Consider the following 17,445-nt stretch of genomic DNA (forward strand, 5'->3'; position numbering starts at 1 on the left):
CACATCAAAGGGAAAGTTAACACCTACAAAGTTTACGCCTGCCCACATTCATTCTGGAGGAATCGTGTTCCACCGACTCGGCACCCTTGTGGTGCGAAATCCGCGCCGGGTCCTGGTGATCGGCCTGGTCGCCCTCCTCGGCGCGATCTACCTGGCCACCTCGGCCTTCGGCAAGCTCGACGACGCCGGCTTCGACGACCCCGCCTCGGAGAGCAGCCGCGCCGCCACCGCGCTGGAGGAGGGCTTCGGCAACGAGGCCGGGTTCCTCCTGACCGTCAGCGCCGCCGCCGACGGCGCCGTGACCGAGGGCGTCGCGGCCAAGGACGCTCAGGTGCTCGTCGACCGCCTCCGAGCCGACGACGACCTGACCGACGTCGTCTCCTACCTCGACGCCCCCGGTCCCGGCATGGTCTCGGATGACGGCACCCACGGACTGATCTCCGTCGCCGCGAAGGACCCGGACAGCGTCGACGCCGCCGCGGTGATCGACCGCTACACCGACGAGACCGCGACCGATGGGGCCACGACGGTCCACGTCGGCGGCCAGCTCGCGACCTTCGAGGAGGTCGGCACCCAGATCGGCGCCGACCTCGGCCTCGCCGAGTCGATCGCGATCCCGTTGATGATCGCGCTGCTGGTCCTCGCCTTCGGCAACGTCGTCGCCGCCTTCGTCACCATCGGCGTCGGCGGGTTCGCCATCGCAGGCACGTTCGCGGAGCTCTCGGTGCTCGGCAACGTCACCGACGTCTCTATCTACGCCCTCAACCTGACGACCGGTCTCGGGCTCGGCCTCGCGGTGGACTACGGCCTGCTGATGGTGGCGAGGGTCCGCGAGGAGCGGGCCGCCGGCGCGGAGCACGCCGACGCCGTCGTTCGCGCGGTGGAGACAGCCGGCCGGACGATCGTCTTCAGCGCCACCACGGTCGCGATCTCACTGGCCTCGCTGCTGTTCTTCCCGCTCTACTTCCTGCGCTCCTCGGCGTACGCCGGCATCGGGGTCATGGTGATCACCGCCGTGGTCGCGGTGGTGCTGCTCCCCGCCACCATCACTCTCCTGGGCGACCGGATCGACGCTCTCCGCGTCCCCGGCGTACGCGGTCTGCGCGGTGGCGCCGCCCCGTTTTGGACGCGGCTGGCCGGCTCCGTCACCAGGCGGCCGTGGGTCGCGCTCCCGGTCGTGGCCGTGCTGCTCGCGATGGCCGCGCCGCTGGCCGGAATCGAGTTCGGCACCCCTGACGATCGGGTCCTCCCGGCATCGGCGGGGAGCCGCCAGGCCGGCGACCTGCTGCGCGAGGAGTTCGACGGCGACGGCACCAGCCCCATCCGCGTCGTGACCACCTCGGCCGTCGACGACGAGAGCCTGGCGACGTACGCCGCCGACCTCTCCCGGGTCGCCGACGTCGACCGCGTCGACACCCGCGTCGGAACGTACGTCGAGGGTGCCCTCGCCTCGAGGACACCGGCCCTCCCGCCCGGTGACGGCGCGGACGAGCTCGCCGTCGTCAACCAGCTCGACCGTCAGTCCGAGGAGGCGCGTGACCTGGTCCGTGAGGTACGGGCCGTCCCCGCACCGGCCGGCACCGAGGCGCTCGTCGGGGGCGGCGCCGCGGAGCTGTTGGACTCCCTGGACGCTATCGGCGCCAAGCTCCCGTATGCCGCCGGCGGGCTCGCGATCGCGATGGTGGTGATCCTGTTCCTGTTCACCGGCAGCCTGGTCCAGCCGCTTCGGGCGCTGGTGCTCAACGTGATCGGTCTCGGTGCGACCGTCGGGACGACCGTGATGATCTTCCAGGAGGGCCTCGGCGCCGACCTCCTCGGCTTCACCGCGATGCCGTTGAACGTCTCGATGGTCGTCCTGCTGCTGGTCATCGCGTTCGGCCTGTCCATGGACTACGAGGTCTTCGTGCTCGGCCGGATCACCGAGATGCGCCGACGTGGTCTCGACAACGTCGAGGCGGTCGTGCAGGGGCTGGCTCACACCGGCCGGATCGTCACCACGGCTGCCGCCCTGATCGCGACCAGCTTCTTCGCGTTCATGGTCAGCGACATCAGCTTCATGAAGTTCTTCGGCCTCGGGGTCGGGCTGGCGATCCTCATCGATGCGGTCCTGATCCGCGGCATCCTCCTCCCCGCGGCCATGCGGATGCTCGGCGAAGCCGCCTGGTGGGCACCCCGCCCGCTGCGGCGCCTGCACCGCAAGGTCGGGCTCAGCGAGGAGCCGGTCCCGGTCCCCGTCTGAGTCGACCGGGGTGAGGACGTACGAAAGGTCCCTCGGTGCTCGCACCGAGGGACCTTTCGCAACGTGCTGTGTGGGTTTCGACTCGTCCGGCCGACGCGGAGCGCTCCTACGGCGCGCTCCGCTGGCAGGGCGATCAGGCGAACGCGCGGTCGATGAGCTCCTTCTGCTCGACCGTGTGCCGCTTGATGGTGCCGACGGCGGTGGTGGAGGAGGCCGGGCGGGTGATCGGCTCGACCTCGCGGCCCAGCTCGGGGACCACGTTGAGGTAGTAGCTCGGCCACGGACCCTGGTTGAAGGGCTCGTCCTGGACCCACTTGACCTTCGCGTTGGGGTACTTCGCGAGCTCGGTGGCGAGCTGCTCGGTCGGCCACGGATAGAGCTGCTCGACGCGGACGATCGCGACGTCGTCGCGGTCCCGCTTCTGACGCTCGACCGTGAGGTCCCAGGTGAGGCGGCCGGAGACCAGCAGGACGGTGCTGACCTGCGAGGCGTCCGCCACGGTGTCGGCGATGACCGGCTGGAACGAGCCCGAGGTGAAGTCGGCCGGCTGGGAGGCGGCCTCCTTGCGGCGCAGCATCGACTTCGGGGTGAAGACGATCAGCGGCCGGTGCTCGGCGCCGAGGGTGTGCGTACGAAGCAGGTGGAAGTAGGACGCCGGCGAGGACGGCTGCGCCACGACCATGGCCTCGTCGGCGCACAGCGTGAGGAACCGCTCGATGCGCGCCGAGGAGTGGTCGGCACCCTGACCCTCGTAGCCGTGCGGCAGCAGCAGCACGACACCGGAGTCCTGGCCCCACTTGGTCTTGCCCGCGGAGATGTACTCGTCGATCACCGACTGGGCGCCGTTGACGAAGTCACCGAACTGCGCCTCCCACACGACCAGCGCGTCGGGACGCGCGACCGAGTAGCCGTACTCGAAACCGAGGGCGGCGTACTCCGAGAGCAGCGAGTCGTAGACGTAGAACTTCGCCTGCTCCTCGGTCAGGTTGTTCAGCGGCGTCCACTCATCGGCGTTCTTGCGGTCGATGATGGTCGCGAAACGCGAGGCGAAGGTGCCGCGACGCGAGTCCTGACCGGCCAGACGCACCGGACGGCCGTCGAGCAGGAGCGAGCCGAAGGCGAGGATCTCGCCGGTGCCCCAGTCGATGTTGCCCTCGGTGATCGCGGTCGCGCGACGCTGCAGCTGCGGCATCACCTTCGGGTGGACCGTGAAGCCCTCCGGCGGGGTGACGTACGCATCCGCGATCCGCTTCAGCACATCGTTGGTGATCGCGGTGACGGTCTCGCCGGCAGGCTTCTCCGGGTAGTCCGGGACGGTCTCCCAGGCCTGCGGCATCTTGTCGGCCTCGCGCACCTCGGTGAAGACCTGCTCCAGGCGGGCCTGGTAGGCGGCCAGCACCTGCTCGGCCTCCTCGATCGTGATGTCACCACGACCGATCAGGGACTCGGTGTAGAGCTTGCGGACCGAACGCTTCTGCTCGATCAGGTCGTACATCATCGGCTGGGTGAACGACGGGTCGTCGCCCTCGTTGTGACCGCGGCGGCGGTAGCAGATGAGGTCGATGACGACGTCCTTGTTGAACGCCTGGCGGTACTCGAAGGCGAGCCGCGCGACGCGCACGCAGGCCTCCGGGTCGTCGCCGTTCACGTGGAAGATCGGCGCCTGGACCATCCGCGCCACGTCGGTGGCGTAGAGCGAGGACCGGGAGGAGCCGGGCGAGGTGGTGAAGCCGACCTGGTTGTTGATGACCAGGTGGACGGTGCCACCGGTGCGGTAGCCACGCAGCTGGGAGAGGTTGAGCGTCTCCGCGACCACACCCTGGCCGGCGAAGGCGGCGTCACCGTGGACCAGCAGCGGCAGGACCGGGAAGACCGCGCCCTGGTCGAGCACGTCCTGCTTGGCGCGGGCGATGCCCTCCAGGACCGGGTCGACGGTCTCGAGGTGGGACGGGTTCGCGGCGACGGAGACCTTGATCGTGTCGCCCAGGTCGGAGAGGAACTCGCCCTCGGCACCGAGGTGGTACTTCACGTCGCCGGAGCCCTGGACCGTGCGCGGGTCGATGTTGCCCTCGAACTCGCGGAAGATCTGGTTGTAGGACTTGCCGACGATGTTGGCGAGCACGTTGAGGCGGCCGCGGTGGGCCATCCCGATGGTGACCTCGTCCAGACCGGCCTCGGCAGCGGCCTCGCAGACCTCGTCGATGACCGGGATCGCGGTCTCGCCACCCTCGAGGGAGAACCGCTTCTGGCCGACGAACTTGGTCTGCAGGAAGGTCTCGAAGGCCTCGGCCTCGTTGAGCTTCGACAGGATCCGGAGCTGCTCCTGGCGCGGGGTCTTGTCGTAGGGCCGCTCCACGCGGTCCTGGATCCACCGGCGCTGCTCGGGGTCCTGGATGTGCATGTACTCGATGCCGGTGGTGCGGACGTAGGAGTCACGCAGGACACCCAGGATCTCGCGCAGCTTCATGAACGGCTTGCGACCGCCCGCGAAGGAGCCGACCGGGAACTCGCGGTCGAGGTCCCACAGGGTCAGCCCGTGCGACTCGATCTGCAGGTCGGGGTGCGACCGCTGCTTGTACTCCAGCGGGTCGGTGTCGGCCATCATGTGACCACGCACGCGGTGGGCGTGGATGATCTCGCCGACCTTGACCTGCTTGGAGATCTGGTCGTCGTGGGTGGTGTCGATGTCCTGGTTCCAGCGGATCGGCTCGTAGGGGATCCGCAGCGACGCGAAGATCTCGTCGTAGAAGTCGTTCTCACCGAGCAGGAGCCGGTGGACGGTCGCCAGGAACTCGCCGGACTGGGCGCCCTGGATGACCCGGTGGTCGTACGTCGAGGTCATCGTCATGATCCGCGAGACCGCGTTCTGGGCGAGCTTCGAGGGCGAGGCGCCCTGGAACTCGGGCGGGTAGTCCATCGAGCCGACGCCGATGATCGCGGCCTGGCCCTGCATCAGCCGCGGCACCGAGTTGTTGGTGCCGATGCCGCCGACGTTGGTCAGGCTGACCGTGGTGCCGGAGTAGTCGGCCATGGACAGCTTGTTGTCCTTGGCCTTGCGGACGATGTCCTCGTACGCCGTCCAGAAGCCGGCGAAGTCCATCAGCTCGCAGCCCTTGATGGACGGCGCGACGAGCTGGCGGGTGCCGTCCTTCTTCTGCTGGTCGATGGCCAGACCGAGGTTGATGTGCGGCGGGGTCACCTGGGTCGGCTTGCCGTCGATCTCGGCGTAGGTGTTGTTCATCGCCGGCATCGCCTTGATCGCCTTGATGATGGCGTAGCCGATGAGGTGGGTGAAGGAGACCTTGCCACCGCGGGCGCGCTTGAGGTGGTTGTTGATGACCGTGCGGTTGTCCCACAGCAGCTTGACCGGCATGTTGCGCACGGAGGTCGCGGTCGGCACCGAGAGCGACACGTCCATGTTCTTGGCCGTGGCGGCGGGGATGCCGCGCAGCGTGGTGTAGGTCGGCTCGTCGGTGACGGCGACGGCCGTCGGCTTCGGGGCGTCCTTGGGAGTGGGCGTCGCGGTGCCCGTGGCCGGCTCGGCGGCCTGCGCGGCCGGGCGCGGCTTGGCCTTGGGAGCCGGAGCAGCCTTGGCCGCCGGCGCCTCGGCGGAGGCGGGGGTGGTCGGCGCCGGCGCGGTGGCCGGCGCGGGGGAGACCGGAGCCTTGGCGGCGGGAGCGGCGGCGGGCGTCGCCGTGGCCGCGGCGCCGTTCGGCGACGCGCCGGGCTGTCCGTTGGTCTCGAAGAACTTCACCCACACGGGGTCAACACTGCTGGGATCCTTCGTGTACTGGTCGTACATCTCCTCGACCAGCCACTCGTTGGCGCCGAATTCCGCTGGGATGTCGGCAGTGTTGGGGGACGGGGTGCCTGAGGACACGGCTTGATTCGCCTCTTCCGAATTTTCGCACTGTAAGAAATGGGTTGCCCACGGGCAAGGCTATCCCCCCGAACACGCAAATGCCCGACGCAGGCTCTCCCTGTGGACAGGATGTAATCCGTCCCACATCTTGCGTTACCTACCGGGTGTACTTGCAACCCGGGTCGGTATGCGTACAGTGGCCCGGTCCCGGAGCAGGTCGATGAGACGGATTCCCCACATGACGAGCAGCAGTACGCGGCGCCCTCGGCGCGTCGCAACGGCACTCACGGCGGTGGCCCTGAGCAGCACCTTGGCGCTCACCGGATGCGGCGGCGAGCCTGAGAAGCCGGCCGCCTCGCCGTCCCCGTCGCCGACCCCCACGGCCACGGTGAAGTCGGCCGCGAAGCTCGTCCACGTGCAGGGCAGGTTCCCCAAGAACAGGCAGCAGGCGGTCGCCACCAACGTGGCCAAGGCCGTCGACCGCTGGCTGCAGGCGGCGTACGTCGGGGGCGACTATCCGCGGGCGACCTCCACCTTCACCGCGAAGTCCTTCCCGGGCTTCTCCAAGGTCGCGATCGCCCAGGCGGGCAAGCAGATGAGCCTGATGAGCAACGCCACGATCGCTCCTCACATCGACGGGGTCGAGGTCGCCGCCAGCGATGTCCACGTCGACCTGCTGGCGAACAACAACTACCCGGTCGGCGCGGTCGCGCGGGTGCGGCTGGTCTACGACACCACGGGGGACCGCGCCTCGCGCCAGACCGTGCGCGGCACCCTGGACATGGTGCCGACCAAGACCTCCTGGGCCGTCTTCGGCTTCAACATCACCCGCGAGGAGAAGCTGGCCACGCCTCCGTCCGCCTCGCCGAGCCCCTCGGGAGACAAGTCATGAGCCGCCTGACGACGGTCCTGCGCCGCCGCCTCCTGACCACGCTGGCGCTGGGCGTGGTGCTCGCGCTGACCGCGGTGCTGGTGCCCGACGCCGAGGTGGCCGAGCCGCGCGCGGAGCTGATCGCGACCAAGTGGGCCAAGGGCCTCGACGTCGCCAAGTTCACCCGCAAGGGCGGCACGATCTGGGTGCTCGCCGTCGGCTCGGACGCCCGCCCCGGCCAGAAGGTCACCCGCACCCGCGGCGACGCGCTGCACCTGATCGGCTTCAACCCGGCCTCCGGCCATGCGACCGACATCAGCATCCCGCGCGACTCCTACGTCAACATCCCCGGCCACGGGCGCGACAAGATCAACTCGGCGCTGCTCTACGGCGGCCCGAAGCTGATGGGCCGCGCCGTCGGCAACCTGGTCGGCGTCCAGCCGCAATACGTCTTCGTCACCTCCTTCTCCGGCATGAGCGACATGGTGATCGGGATCGGCGGCGTCGACGTCGACAACCCGCGTGCCTTCAGCGATCCGTACGTCGCGCCCTACGGCTTCAAGAAGGGCCGGATCCACATCAGCGGGCCGCACTCGGTCGACTTCGCCCGGGCCCGCAAGACGCTGCCCGGGGGTGACTTCGACCGCTCGGCCAACCAGTCCCGGGTGATCCGCGGCATCCACCGCAAGATCGTCGCCCGGCAGTACGACATCGGTTTCAAGGCCAAGGGCGTCTCGCTGGTGATGAAGAAGATGCACACCACCGGCCTCTCCGGCCGCGACCTCTACCAGCTCGCCAGCGCGGTCGCCGCGATCAACCCGAGCAAGGTCCGGACCTGCGTCGTTCCCGGTGGGATCGGCTACGCCGGCGCCGCCAGCGTCGTCTTCCCCAACGTCGGGGCGGCCCGGGCGATGGGCAACGACGCCCGCAACGACGGCCGCCTCAACCGCGGCTGCCGGGGCTGAGCCACGCTCCGTCGCCGAGCCTCACCGGTGCGCGGCGACGAAGTCACGCACCAGCGGCGCGATCCGCTCGGGGTGCTCGGCGACCACCCAGTGTGAGCCCTTGACCTCGCGGACCGTCAGGTCCGCGACGTACGGCCGTGGTGCCTCGCTCGCCAGCGCCCGGCTGACGTAGGCGTCGCCGGTCGGGGCGACGACCTGGACCGGGACGGTGACCGGCCGCGGCTGCGGGCGCCCCATCCGGGCGGCCACGTTGGCGCGGTAGAGCTCGAGGCCGTTGATCCGATCGGCCCGGGTGCGGTCCACGGCCGAGCCGCCGACGACCCGGTCGAGGAACCCGGAGCGCCAGGCGAGCTCGGGGAGCAGCGGGGCCATGAAGATCCCGATGTAGGTGGACTCGACACCCTGCTTGAGGCGCTGGAGGACGCCGCGGGCGGTCCTGCCGGGCGTACGCAGCCAGGCCCCCGTCTGGTCGAGGCTGGGCCCCGAGATCGAGGTGAACGACGCGATCCGCTCGGACGGCACGTTGCCGGCGACCGCCTCCCAGGTCTGGGTCGAGCCCCAGTCGTGGCCGAGCAGGTGCACCGGCTCCGAAGGGCTGACCGCGTCGATGACCGACTGCAGATCCGCGTTGAGCTGCTCGATCAGATAGCCCGCACGCGTCGCCGGTGCCTGAGAGCTGCCGTGGCCGCGTACGTCGTAGGTCACGATCCGCAGCTCGGTGCCGAGGATCCTGGCCAGCGGGAGCCAGACGCTGGAGTTGTCGGGATAACCGTGCACGCAGACCAGCGTCGGCCGGGTGTCGCCGGGAGACCCGAAGTCGGTGACGGCCACGCGGAGCCCATCGGTCGTCGTCACGTAAAGCCTGCTCACGTGGGCGAGGCTAGTCGGGCGACGTTCACGCCGACGTGACACGATTCGCCCATGGACATCAGCTATCCGGTCACGATCGCCGCGGCTCGCACCTGGTTCAAGCTCGGCGACATCAAGATCAACATGACCGGCGCGGAGCACATCCCCGAGAAGGGTGGTGCCCTGCTGGCGGTCAACCACCTCTCCTTCGTCGACTACATCATGGCCGGGTTCCCCGGTGCGGACCGCGGGCGGCTGACCCGGTTCATCGCCAAGAAGGAGGTCTTCGACCACCCCGTCGGCGGCCCGGTGATGCGCTCGTTCCACCACATCCCGATCGACCGCAGCTACGGCGCGGCCGGGATGAAGAAGGCCGTCGAGTACCTCCGGAACGGAGAGATCGTCGGGATCTTCCCCGAGGCCACGATCTCGCGCTCGTTCATGATCAAGGACCTCAAGACCGGCACCGTACGCATCGCCGCCGACGCCGGGGTCCCGCTGATCCCCGTCGTGCTGTGGGGCACCCAGCGGATCATGACGAAGGGCCAGAAGGTCGACCTGTCGCGTCACAAGACGATCGGCATCGAGATCGGCCCGCCGCTGCCCGTGACCGGCGAGGACCCCGCCGCCGAGACCGCTGCGCTGAAGTCGCAGATGGAGGACATGCTCGACCGGCTGATCAAGGCACATCCCGCCGAGGAGCAGCCCCCGGGCTCGTGGTGGCTCCCCAAGGCGTACGGCGGCTCGGCCCCCACGCTCGAGGAGGCCGAGGCGCTGTACGCCGAGGAGCGTCGGCTCCGCGCTCAGCGGAAGGCCGCGAAGCGGCTGGCCAACAAGAAGAACGCCTAGGTGGGGACGCCCGCGGGCTCGGCCGCGGTCATCGCGGTGATGGCGACATCGAGGAACCCGTCGACGACGTCGTCGTAGCTGTGAGTGCGTCCCAGAAATGAACTCGGTCGGGGATCCTGCCCGGTGGCTCCGACAAGTCCGGCGATCGCCTCGCCGGCCTCTTCGCTCACCTTCGCAACTCTCCCCCAGAGAACGGCTTCCGCGTCGCGATCGCCCTGGGACTCATCGAGCCACCGGGACAGATACGCGAGCAGAGCCGGCGTAGCGTCGGTCATGCGGTGGGAGTCTAGGGCGGTTCCCGTAATTCGGTCGAGCCTTAGGTTTAAGGGCTACTCGGCGGGTTGGTAGACGCCGAGCCGGTTCCCGGACGGGTCGGTGAAGATGAACCGGCGCCCTCCGGGGTAGTCGTAGGGCGGCTCGGCGATCGTGCCGCCGGCCCTCTCGACCGCCGCCACCGCCGCCTCCAGGTCGGTCGTGCGGATCAGCGGGAGCGGGGCGACGGGGGTCTCGGAGGCGTACATCCCGCCGTTCTCGTCCTTGCCGTCGGGGCCGACGATCCCGGCGTACATCCCGCCGTAGTCGTTGAAGGACCAGCCGAAGGCAGACTCGTAGAAGCTGCGGGAGCTCGGGAGGTCGGTGACCGCGAGCTCGAGGTAGTCGATGTGGCGTGCATTCATGCCCCTCGACGCTACCCGCGACCACCGACACTCGTGCTCAGCCGAAGTCGACCTCGAAGCCCTTGCCGCGGAACGAGCCGAGCTTGGTGGCGTCGCGGAGGTAGGCGAGCGGGCCGTCGGGGTCGAAGACCCAGGTGCCGTGCGCGGGCAGGAGCTTGGCGCGGCCCTTCATGGTGAGCCAGGCGGTCTCGGGGTGCTCCTCGATGCCCGGCTGCTCCACGTTGCCTTGCATCGGGACGCGCGGGGCGAGCTGGGTGACATCGTTGAACTTCGCCGTCGCGATCGGCCCCTCGTCGTGGCTCGCCTCCCAGGTGTGGGTCGCCAGCGGCCCCTTGGTGGACGAGCCTCCGCTGAACTTGGCCAGTCCCTTCGGGATCGCCCACAACGTACGGCCGCCCGCCACCGAGTCGGGGGAGTCGACCCAGATGTCGACGACGCTCACCGCCTTCTTCCCGTTGGATGCGGTGATCACCCGAGCGGAGAGGAGCTCGTGGTAGGTCAGCGGGCTCGGCTCGGTGTAGTCGACCAGGGCGACCGCGTAGATGCCCTTCGGGTGGCGCTCGTCGACGTCGTGGGCGAGCCGGTAGACCGAGAGCCACATCGATCCGTGCATGTGCCAAGGGGCTGGGGGATAGCTGGTCACGTGGGTCTCCCGAATATTTTGGTGGGCGGTGTCGAAGCGGTCGAGCGTGGTTCGACGCGTAGGTGGCGATCGTCGCCACGAGTCACCCAAGGAGACCAGAGATGACCGACCAGGTGAAGGGCCCCGCCTCCTACTTCCCGTCCATCGAGAAGAAGTACGGCCGCCCGATCGCGGAATGGCAGCAGATCATCCGCGACAGCGGGATCACCAAGCACATGGAGCTCGTGACCCATCTGAAGACCGAGTACGCCCTCGGCCACGGTCACGCCAACGCCCTCGTCGCCCACACCCTCGCCGAGGGCCTCTGACCGGCGGGTGTCTCAGAGCTCGAGCGCGAGATAGGGCGCGGGCACCGTATCTGTCAGCCAGACGCCGTTGTCGGTGCGCCAGAAGGTGAGTCCGTCGGCATGCATCGTGGCCGCGTCGACCCGGAAGAGGACAAAGTCACCGCGGCGGGTCCCGACGCGCTCTGCGGTCTCGCGGTCGGTCGAGAGGTGGACGTGGTGCCGCCGACGGCGGTCGAGGCCGGTTGCGAGGATCGATTCGATGTTGGCGCGTGGTGTGCCGTGGAAGAGCACCGCCGGCGGAGCGGAGGGGGCAAGATCCAGATCCACGTCGACGGCGTAAGTCGCTGCCGGTTATCGGCGAGAAATGAAAGAAACCGCTGGTCACCCAGCGGTTTCAACTGTGCCCCCGGCAGGAATCGAACCTGCGGCCTACGGTACCGGAAACCGGCGCTCTATCCCCTGAGCTACGGAGGCATTGCACCACCTGAGCGGTGCAGATGGAACCCTACAGGCTGGGACGGATAACGGTGAAACCGACTGGCGCTTATACGCTGGACCCCGTGACTCCTGAGCAGCTTTCCACCGCGGTCGTCGATGTCCTCACCGCGCTCGTCGATGAGGGTGCGATCACCCTTCCCGACGGCGTTCCGAGCACTGTCACGGTGGAGCGACCCAGGCAGAAGGGGCACGGCGACTATGCCACCAACGTGGCGCTGCAGCTCGCCAAGAAGGCCGGGATGAACCCGCGTGCGCTGGGCGAGCAGGTCGCGGAGAGGCTGAAGGCGACCGACGGGATCGCGGACGTCGAGATCGCCGGTCCCGGGTTCCTGAACATCTCCGTCGAGGCCGGTGCGCAGGGCAAGCTGGCGGGCGAGATCGTCGCCGCCGGGGCTGCGTACGGCAACAACGAGACCTTCGCCGGTCACAACATCAACCTGGAGTTCGTCTCCGCCAACCCGACCGGCCCGCTGCACCTCGGTGGTGTCCGCTGGGCCGCGGTCGGCGACGCGCTGGGCCGGGTCCTGGAGGCGTCCGGCGCCGAGGTCACCCGGGAGTACTACTTCAACGACCACGGCGGCCAGATCGACCGCTTCGCGCGGAGCCTGCTCGCCTGGGCCCAGGGCCAGCCGGTCCCGGAGGACGGCTACGGCGGTGCGTACATCGAGGAGATCGCCAAGCAGGTCCTCGCCAAGGAGCCGAACGCGCTCGAGAGCGACGACCCGCAGGAGGTCTTCCGGTCGATCGGCGTGGAGCTGATGTTCGCCGAGATCAAGCAGAGCCTGCACGACTTCAACGTCGACTTCGACGTCTACTTCCATGAGGACAACCTCCACAAGTCCGGGGCCGTGGAGCGCGCCATCGAGAAGCTCCGCGAGCTCGGCAACGTCTACGAGAAGGACGGCGCGATCTGGCTGGCGACCGAGAAGTTCGGTGATGACAAGGACCGCGTCGTCATCAAGGCCGACGGCAACGGGGCCTACTTCTCCGGCGACCTCGCCTACTACCTCGACAAGCGCGAGCGCGGCTTCGACCGGTGCTTCATCATGCTGGGCGCCGACCACCACGGCTATGTCGGCCGGATGATGGCGATGTGCGCCGCCTTCGGCGACACCCCGCACGTGAACCTCGAGATCCTGATCGGCCAGATGGTCAACCTCCTCAAGGACGGCCAGCCGATGCGGATGTCGAAGCGAGCCGGCACCGTGGTCACCATCGACGACATCGTCGAGGCGATCGGCGTGGACGCGGCCCGCTACGCGCTGGCCCGCTACTCCAGCGACTCCAACATCGACATCGACCTCGACCTGTGGGCCAAGGCCGACAGCGCCAACCCGGTCTACTACGTGCAGTACGTCCACGCGCGCACCTGCCGGATGATGGCCAACGCAGCCGACCTGGGCATGCAGGTCGACCTCGACACCTTCGAGCCGGGGCTGCTCACCCACGAGCGCGAGGGCGAGCTGCTGCGTGCGCTGGCCGAGCTGCCGCGCGTGGTCGCGACCGCCGCCGAGCTGCGCGAGCCGCACCGGGTCGCCCGCTACCTGGAGGACACCGCGGGGATCTTCCACCGCTGGTACGACGATGACGACTGCCGGATGCTGCCCAAGGGCGACGAGCCGGTGGCGCCCGTCAACCTGGCCCGGCTGGCGCTCGTCTCCGCCGCGCGCACCGTGTTCGCCAACGGCCTCGGGCTGCTCGGCGTCTCGGCACCCGAGCGGATGTGACCATCGTCGAGTCGGCTCGTCTTGACCAGCTTTCCCGCCGAGTCGGCTCGTCATGACGCGCCGACTCGGCAAGGGATCTGGTCATGACGCGCCGACTCGGCGGATCGATACGTGAACGTGCGCCGACTCGGCGTGGAGAGGAGCGGGGATGAGCTCGCATGTTTCGCCCGGTGGGTTCACCGGCACGTCGCCGGTATGGCTGCGCGAGCCGGAGGACGTCAACGCGCTGGTGCCTGCGCTGTGGTCGGCGACGGCGTCCAAGGACGCGAGCGGTGTCCTCACCGTCGGCGGCGTCGCGGTGCCCGACCTGGTCGCGAACGTCAACACCCCGGCGTACGTCCTGGACGAGACCGACTTCCGTGAGCGCGCTCGCGCCTTCCGCGACGCCTTCACCGGCTACGACGTCTACTACGCCGGCAAGGCGTTCCTGTGCACCGAGGTGGCGCGCTGGGTGGCGCAGGAGGGGCTCTGCCTCGACGTCTGCTCCGACGGCGAGCTCTCGGTCGCGCTGCGCGCCGAGGTCGACCCCGCCAGGATCGGCTACCACGGCAACAACAAGGCCCCGATGGAGCTGCGCCGTGCGATCGTCGCGGGCGTCGGCCGGATCATCGTCGACTCCTTCGACGAGGTCGAGCGGGTCGCCGCGATCGCGGCCGAGACCGGCATCACCGCGCGGGTCATGGTGCGGGTGACCGCCGGCGTCGAGGCCCACACGCACGAGTACATCGCGACCGCCCACGAGGACCAGAAGTTCGGCTTCTCGATCTCCTCGGGCGACGCCTTCGAGGCCGTACGCCGGTTGCTGGACGCTCCGAACGTGGAGCTGCGCGGGCTCCACTCCCACATCGGTTCCCAGATCTTCGACTCCTCCGGGTTCGAGGTGGCCGCGCGACGGGTGCTGGCGCTGCAGGCGCGGATCCGCGACGAGCTCGGCACCGAGCTGCCCGAGATGGACCTCGGTGGCGGCTTCGGCATCGCCTACACGACCCAGGACGACCCCTCGACGCCCAAGGCTCTGGCCGAGGAGCTCACCGCGATCGTCGAGCACGAGTGCCGCGGCTTCGGCCTCGCGGTGCCGCACCTCTCGATCGAGCCGGGCCGGGCCATCGTCGGCCCGTCGATGTGCACCGTCTACACCGTCGGCACGGTCAAGGAGGTCGCCCTCGACGGCGGCGTCACCCGCACCTATGTCAGCGTCGACGGCGGGATGAGCGACAACATCCGCACGGCGCTCTACGACGCCGACTACTCCGCCACCCTCGCCGGCCGGGCCTCATCGGCGGGGCCGGTGCTCGGCCGCGTCGTCGGCAAGCACTGCGAGGCCGGCGACATCGTGGTCAAGCACGAGTTCCTGCCCGCCGACATCGCCCCCGGCGACCTGATCGCGGTCCCCGGCACCGGTGCGTACGGGCGCTCGATGGCCTCCAACTACAACCACGCCCTGCGGCCCCCCGTCGTCGCGGTCCGCGACGGTGAGTCCCGGGTCATCGTCCGGCGCGAGACCGAGGCCGACCTCTTCGCCACCGACATGGGTTGAGGCGACGTGGGCGGAATGTTCGTCTAGGTATGTCGCCGAACCGTCGCTTCCCCCGTGGAACTCCACCAGGGAAGCGACGGTTCGGCTGCATACCTAGACGAACATCCCTCACGCCTGCAGCGCCCGAAGCACCGCCCGCCCACGCGGCGAGAGCCGGTAGCCGACGGGGAGGGACTCGGTAAGGCCGAGCTCCTTGAGCCGGCGGATGTCGGCCTTGAACGGCTTCTTCTCCCGCCCGATCGAGGCCGCGATGGTCTCGGCAAGCTCGCCGGGCCGGGCCTCGATGAGCTCCAGGTGCTCCCGGGTCCACGGGCCCCGGTGGCTGCGCCGGTCCATGTCGGCCAGCTTCGCGACCAGCGCGTCCGTCTCCTTCTTCCCGGGACGCTTCGCGCGCAGGGCGACACGCTCGTCGTCGCCGCCATAGCGCACCTCGATCCGGTAGACCTCGCCGTCCTTGCGGGACAGGAACGCCAGCAGCTCCGGGAGGGTCGTGCCCGCCCGGCGGGCCTCGTCCTCGGTCAGCGAGTCGGGGGACACCGGCGCGACCGAGACGAACTCGACCACACCGATCCGGGTGCGCTGGCGGCCGCCGGCGACGTGCATCGGACGTTTCCAGCGGCGGAAGGCGAGGTCGACCTCGCCGGTGCGGATGCGTTCGAGGTCGGCGTTGGGGAACAGCACGCACCCATCAAACCGCGCGACGTACGAAATTCGGTTTCGCCTTCCCGAAATCCTGGGGTCCGTGAGCCTACGATGGTCCGCATGCCGAGGGGGGTCTACTCAGAAAGACCGCTCGCGGCGCCGTCCCAGGCGCCGCGAGCGTCTTTCGCCCGGCTGACGAAGGAGCGCCGCGACAGCGTGACCCGGGCGGCGCAGACGTTCGGCTGGCCGGTGGTGACCGGCAAGGCTGCCGCGCAGCGGCCGGTGCGCTGGGAGGTGCTGGGTCCGGACGTACGCGCCGAGCGCTGCGACTTCGTGGTCGACGGCACCTGCGACGGCATCCTCGTCGAGTACTGGCACGGCAAGGCGTCCCCCGGGAAGGGTCCCTGGCGACCGGCCCGCTGGGTGGTGGTGCGGGTGCCCGCCCACCTCCCGAAGACGGCCGCGATGATCGGGCTCTCGCCGGGCTCGGGCAACACCGGCACCGGCCGGGTGCCCACGCCGGTCTTCTTCCCGCCGGAGTTCCGCGCCAAGACCAACGTGACCACCCCCGACGGCGCCGTCATCGCCGCCGACGAGGAGCATGCGCGGTCGCTGTCCCGATTCGCCAGCCACGTCGTCGACGAGCGGCTGTGGGTGGTGGCCCGCGACGACGCGATCACGGTGACCACCGACGTGGAGCCGGACGCGGAGGAGCTGCTCCGTCGCGTACGCCTCGCGCGCGATGTCGCCGCGGTGCTGCGGCCGATCCCGGAGCTCGCCTGAGATCTCCGCAGATCTCTTGACCTCAAGTCAGGTTGAGCATGTTGACTCGACACATGCGAGCGATCAGACAGCACGAGTTCGGCGGCCCGGAGGTCTTGCGCCTCGAGGAGGTGCCCGACCCGACACCCGGCCCGGGCCAGGTACGCATCAGGGTGGAGGCCGCCGGTGTCCACCGCCTCGACACCTCGATCAGAGCGGCCGACCTGCCGCCGACGATGCCGCGGCCCCAGCTCCCGATGACTCCCGGCCGCGAGGTCGCGGGCGTGGTCGACGAGCTCGGTGAGGGCGTCGACGAGGCCTGGCGCGACGCCAAGGTCGTCGCCCACCTCGGCCCGGGAAGCAGCGGCGGCTACGCCGAGCTCGCCGTCGCCGACGAGACGCAGCTCTACCGACGCCCCGACGGTCTGGAGTCGCCGGAGGCCGTCGCCGCGATCGGCACCGGCCGCACCTCGGCGGCGGTGCTCGAGGCCGCCCAGATCACTGCCGACGACGTCGTCGTGGTCACCTCGGCGGCCGGTGGCATGGGCGGGATCCTGCTCCAGGGCATCCGCAACGCGGGTGCTCGCGCGGTCGGGCTCGCCGGTTCGGAGGCCAAGCTCGAGATCGCCCGCGGCTTCGGCGCGCAGACGGCGATCGACTACCGCGCGGACGGCTGGCTCGAGCGGCTCCGTGCGGAGGAGCCGCGCATCACGGTCCTTCTCGACGGGGTCGGGGGTGACGTACCCAGGCAGGTCTACGCCCACCTCGAGAACGACGGGCGGATGGTCCGCTTCTCCGGCGACCAGGACGGCTACGAGGGCGGTGCGAAGATCATCGACATCCTCGGGCCCTGGGTCCGGGGCCGGATCAAGGAGTTCGAGCAGGCGTCCCTCGAGGCCGCGGCGGACGGCACCCGCGCTCCGTACGTCGGCTCCGCCTTCCCGCTCGCCGAGGCGGCGGACGCCCACCGTGCGCTCGAGGCGCGAGAGACGACCGGCAAGGTCGTCCTCCTGACGTGAGAGGTGTCCGCGCCTAGA

General features: G+C 69.6%; 16 protein-coding genes and 1 tRNA gene. 9 read left to right on the plus strand and 8 right to left on the minus strand.

Annotated elements, in window-relative coordinates; translation table 11 throughout:
- Nucleotides 1–64: 64 nt before the first annotated feature.
- Entirely contained in the window at nucleotides 65–2,239 is a 2,175-nt protein-coding gene (locus ACZ6WN_RS21400; RefSeq protein ID WP_465867411.1) for an MMPL family transporter, read from the plus strand.
- 133 nt (nucleotides 2,240–2,372) lie between these two features.
- Here ACZ6WN_RS21400 and ACZ6WN_RS21405 read toward each other — a convergent pair whose 3' ends face one another.
- A complete protein-coding gene (locus ACZ6WN_RS21405) occupies nucleotides 2,373–6,119 on the minus strand; it encodes a multifunctional oxoglutarate decarboxylase/oxoglutarate dehydrogenase thiamine pyrophosphate-binding subunit/dihydrolipoyllysine-residue succinyltransferase subunit (RefSeq protein ID WP_465867413.1) in 3,747 nt (1,248 codons plus the stop codon).
- 220 nt (nucleotides 6,120–6,339) lie between these two features.
- Between ACZ6WN_RS21405 and ACZ6WN_RS21410 the strand changes: the two genes are divergently transcribed.
- A complete protein-coding gene (locus tag ACZ6WN_RS21410; protein ID WP_465867414.1) occupies nucleotides 6,340–6,993 on the plus strand; it encodes a hypothetical protein in 654 nt (217 codons plus the stop codon).
- Complete coding sequence (locus ACZ6WN_RS21415; protein WP_465867416.1) at nucleotides 6,990–7,937, plus strand: LCP family protein; 948 nt, start codon at nucleotides 6,990–6,992, stop codon at nucleotides 7,935–7,937. The genes ACZ6WN_RS21410 and ACZ6WN_RS21415 overlap by 4 nt, the downstream gene beginning before the upstream one ends.
- A gap of 21 nt (nucleotides 7,938–7,958) precedes the next feature.
- On the opposite strand, the gene ACZ6WN_RS21420 is transcribed toward ACZ6WN_RS21415, so the two are convergent.
- Nucleotides 7,959–8,807 (minus strand): alpha/beta fold hydrolase, encoded by an 849-nt coding sequence (locus ACZ6WN_RS21420; RefSeq protein ID WP_465867417.1) that lies wholly within the window; start codon nucleotides 8,805–8,807, stop codon nucleotides 7,959–7,961.
- A 51-nt stretch (nucleotides 8,808–8,858) separates the two neighbouring features.
- On the opposite strand from ACZ6WN_RS21420, the gene ACZ6WN_RS21425 reads away from it, so the two are divergent.
- A complete protein-coding gene (locus tag ACZ6WN_RS21425; RefSeq protein ID WP_465867419.1) occupies nucleotides 8,859–9,635 on the plus strand; it encodes a lysophospholipid acyltransferase family protein in 777 nt (258 codons plus the stop codon).
- On the opposite strand, the gene ACZ6WN_RS21430 is transcribed toward ACZ6WN_RS21425, so the two are convergent.
- The 3 genes from ACZ6WN_RS21430 to ACZ6WN_RS21440 are packed head-to-tail and all read right to left on the minus strand — an operon-like array spanning nucleotide 9,632 to nucleotide 10,925.
- Nucleotides 9,632–9,910 (minus strand): MazG-like family protein, encoded by a 279-nt coding sequence (locus ACZ6WN_RS21430; protein WP_465867420.1) that lies wholly within the window; start codon nucleotides 9,908–9,910, stop codon nucleotides 9,632–9,634. The genes ACZ6WN_RS21425 and ACZ6WN_RS21430 overlap by 4 nt on opposite strands.
- A 54-nt stretch (nucleotides 9,911–9,964) precedes the next feature.
- The gene (locus ACZ6WN_RS21435) at nucleotides 9,965–10,312 is read right to left on the minus strand and encodes a VOC family protein (protein ID WP_465867422.1); all 348 of its coding nucleotides are present in this window, start codon (nucleotides 10,310–10,312) and stop codon (nucleotides 9,965–9,967) included.
- Nucleotides 10,313–10,349: 37 nt separating this feature from the next.
- Nucleotides 10,350–10,925 carry an acetoacetate decarboxylase family protein gene (locus tag ACZ6WN_RS21440; RefSeq protein WP_465867423.1) on the minus strand — a complete coding sequence of 192 codons (576 nt, stop codon included), beginning with the start codon at nucleotides 10,923–10,925 and terminating at the stop codon, nucleotides 10,350–10,352.
- A 131-nt stretch (nucleotides 10,926–11,056) separates the two neighbouring features.
- Here ACZ6WN_RS21440 and ACZ6WN_RS21445 point away from each other — a divergent pair, with 131 nt between their 5' ends.
- Nucleotides 11,057–11,263: a DUF4287 domain-containing protein gene (locus ACZ6WN_RS21445; RefSeq protein WP_357338690.1), complete on the plus strand. Its 207-nt coding sequence runs from the start codon at nucleotides 11,057–11,059 to the stop codon at nucleotides 11,261–11,263.
- 12 nt (nucleotides 11,264–11,275) lie between these two features.
- Here the strand turns inward: ACZ6WN_RS21445 and ACZ6WN_RS21450 are convergent, their stop codons facing one another.
- Entirely contained in the window at nucleotides 11,276–11,569 is a 294-nt protein-coding gene (locus ACZ6WN_RS21450; RefSeq protein WP_465867425.1) for an RNA 2'-phosphotransferase, read from the minus strand.
- A 74-nt stretch (nucleotides 11,570–11,643) separates the two neighbouring features.
- A tRNA-Arg gene (locus tag ACZ6WN_RS21455) sits at nucleotides 11,644–11,716 on the minus strand.
- Between the two features lie 86 nt (nucleotides 11,717–11,802).
- Here ACZ6WN_RS21455 and argS point away from each other — a divergent pair.
- Nucleotides 11,803–13,467 carry an arginine--tRNA ligase gene (gene argS, locus ACZ6WN_RS21460; protein ID WP_465867426.1) on the plus strand — a complete coding sequence of 555 codons (1,665 nt, stop codon included), beginning with the start codon at nucleotides 11,803–11,805 and terminating at the stop codon, nucleotides 13,465–13,467.
- A 148-nt stretch (nucleotides 13,468–13,615) separates the two neighbouring features.
- Entirely contained in the window at nucleotides 13,616–15,004 is a 1,389-nt protein-coding gene (lysA, locus tag ACZ6WN_RS21465) for a diaminopimelate decarboxylase (protein WP_465867427.1), read from the plus strand.
- A 108-nt stretch (nucleotides 15,005–15,112) separates the two neighbouring features.
- Here lysA and ACZ6WN_RS21470 read toward each other — a convergent pair whose 3' ends face one another.
- Nucleotides 15,113–15,685, minus strand: coding sequence for an ASCH domain-containing protein (locus tag ACZ6WN_RS21470; RefSeq protein WP_465867429.1), 573 nt, complete (start codon nucleotides 15,683–15,685; stop codon nucleotides 15,113–15,115).
- An 81-nt stretch (nucleotides 15,686–15,766) separates the two neighbouring features.
- On the opposite strand from ACZ6WN_RS21470, the gene ACZ6WN_RS21475 reads away from it, so the two are divergent.
- A complete protein-coding gene (locus tag ACZ6WN_RS21475) occupies nucleotides 15,767–16,429 on the plus strand; it encodes a hypothetical protein (RefSeq protein ID WP_465867431.1) in 663 nt (220 codons plus the stop codon).
- Nucleotides 16,430–16,482: 53 nt separating this feature from the next.
- Complete coding sequence (locus ACZ6WN_RS21480) at nucleotides 16,483–17,427, plus strand: zinc-binding dehydrogenase (protein WP_465867432.1); 945 nt, start codon at nucleotides 16,483–16,485, stop codon at nucleotides 17,425–17,427.
- Nucleotides 17,428–17,445: the final 18 nt, after the last annotated feature.

Source organism: Nocardioides sp. NPDC054178, assembly GCF_055585005.1.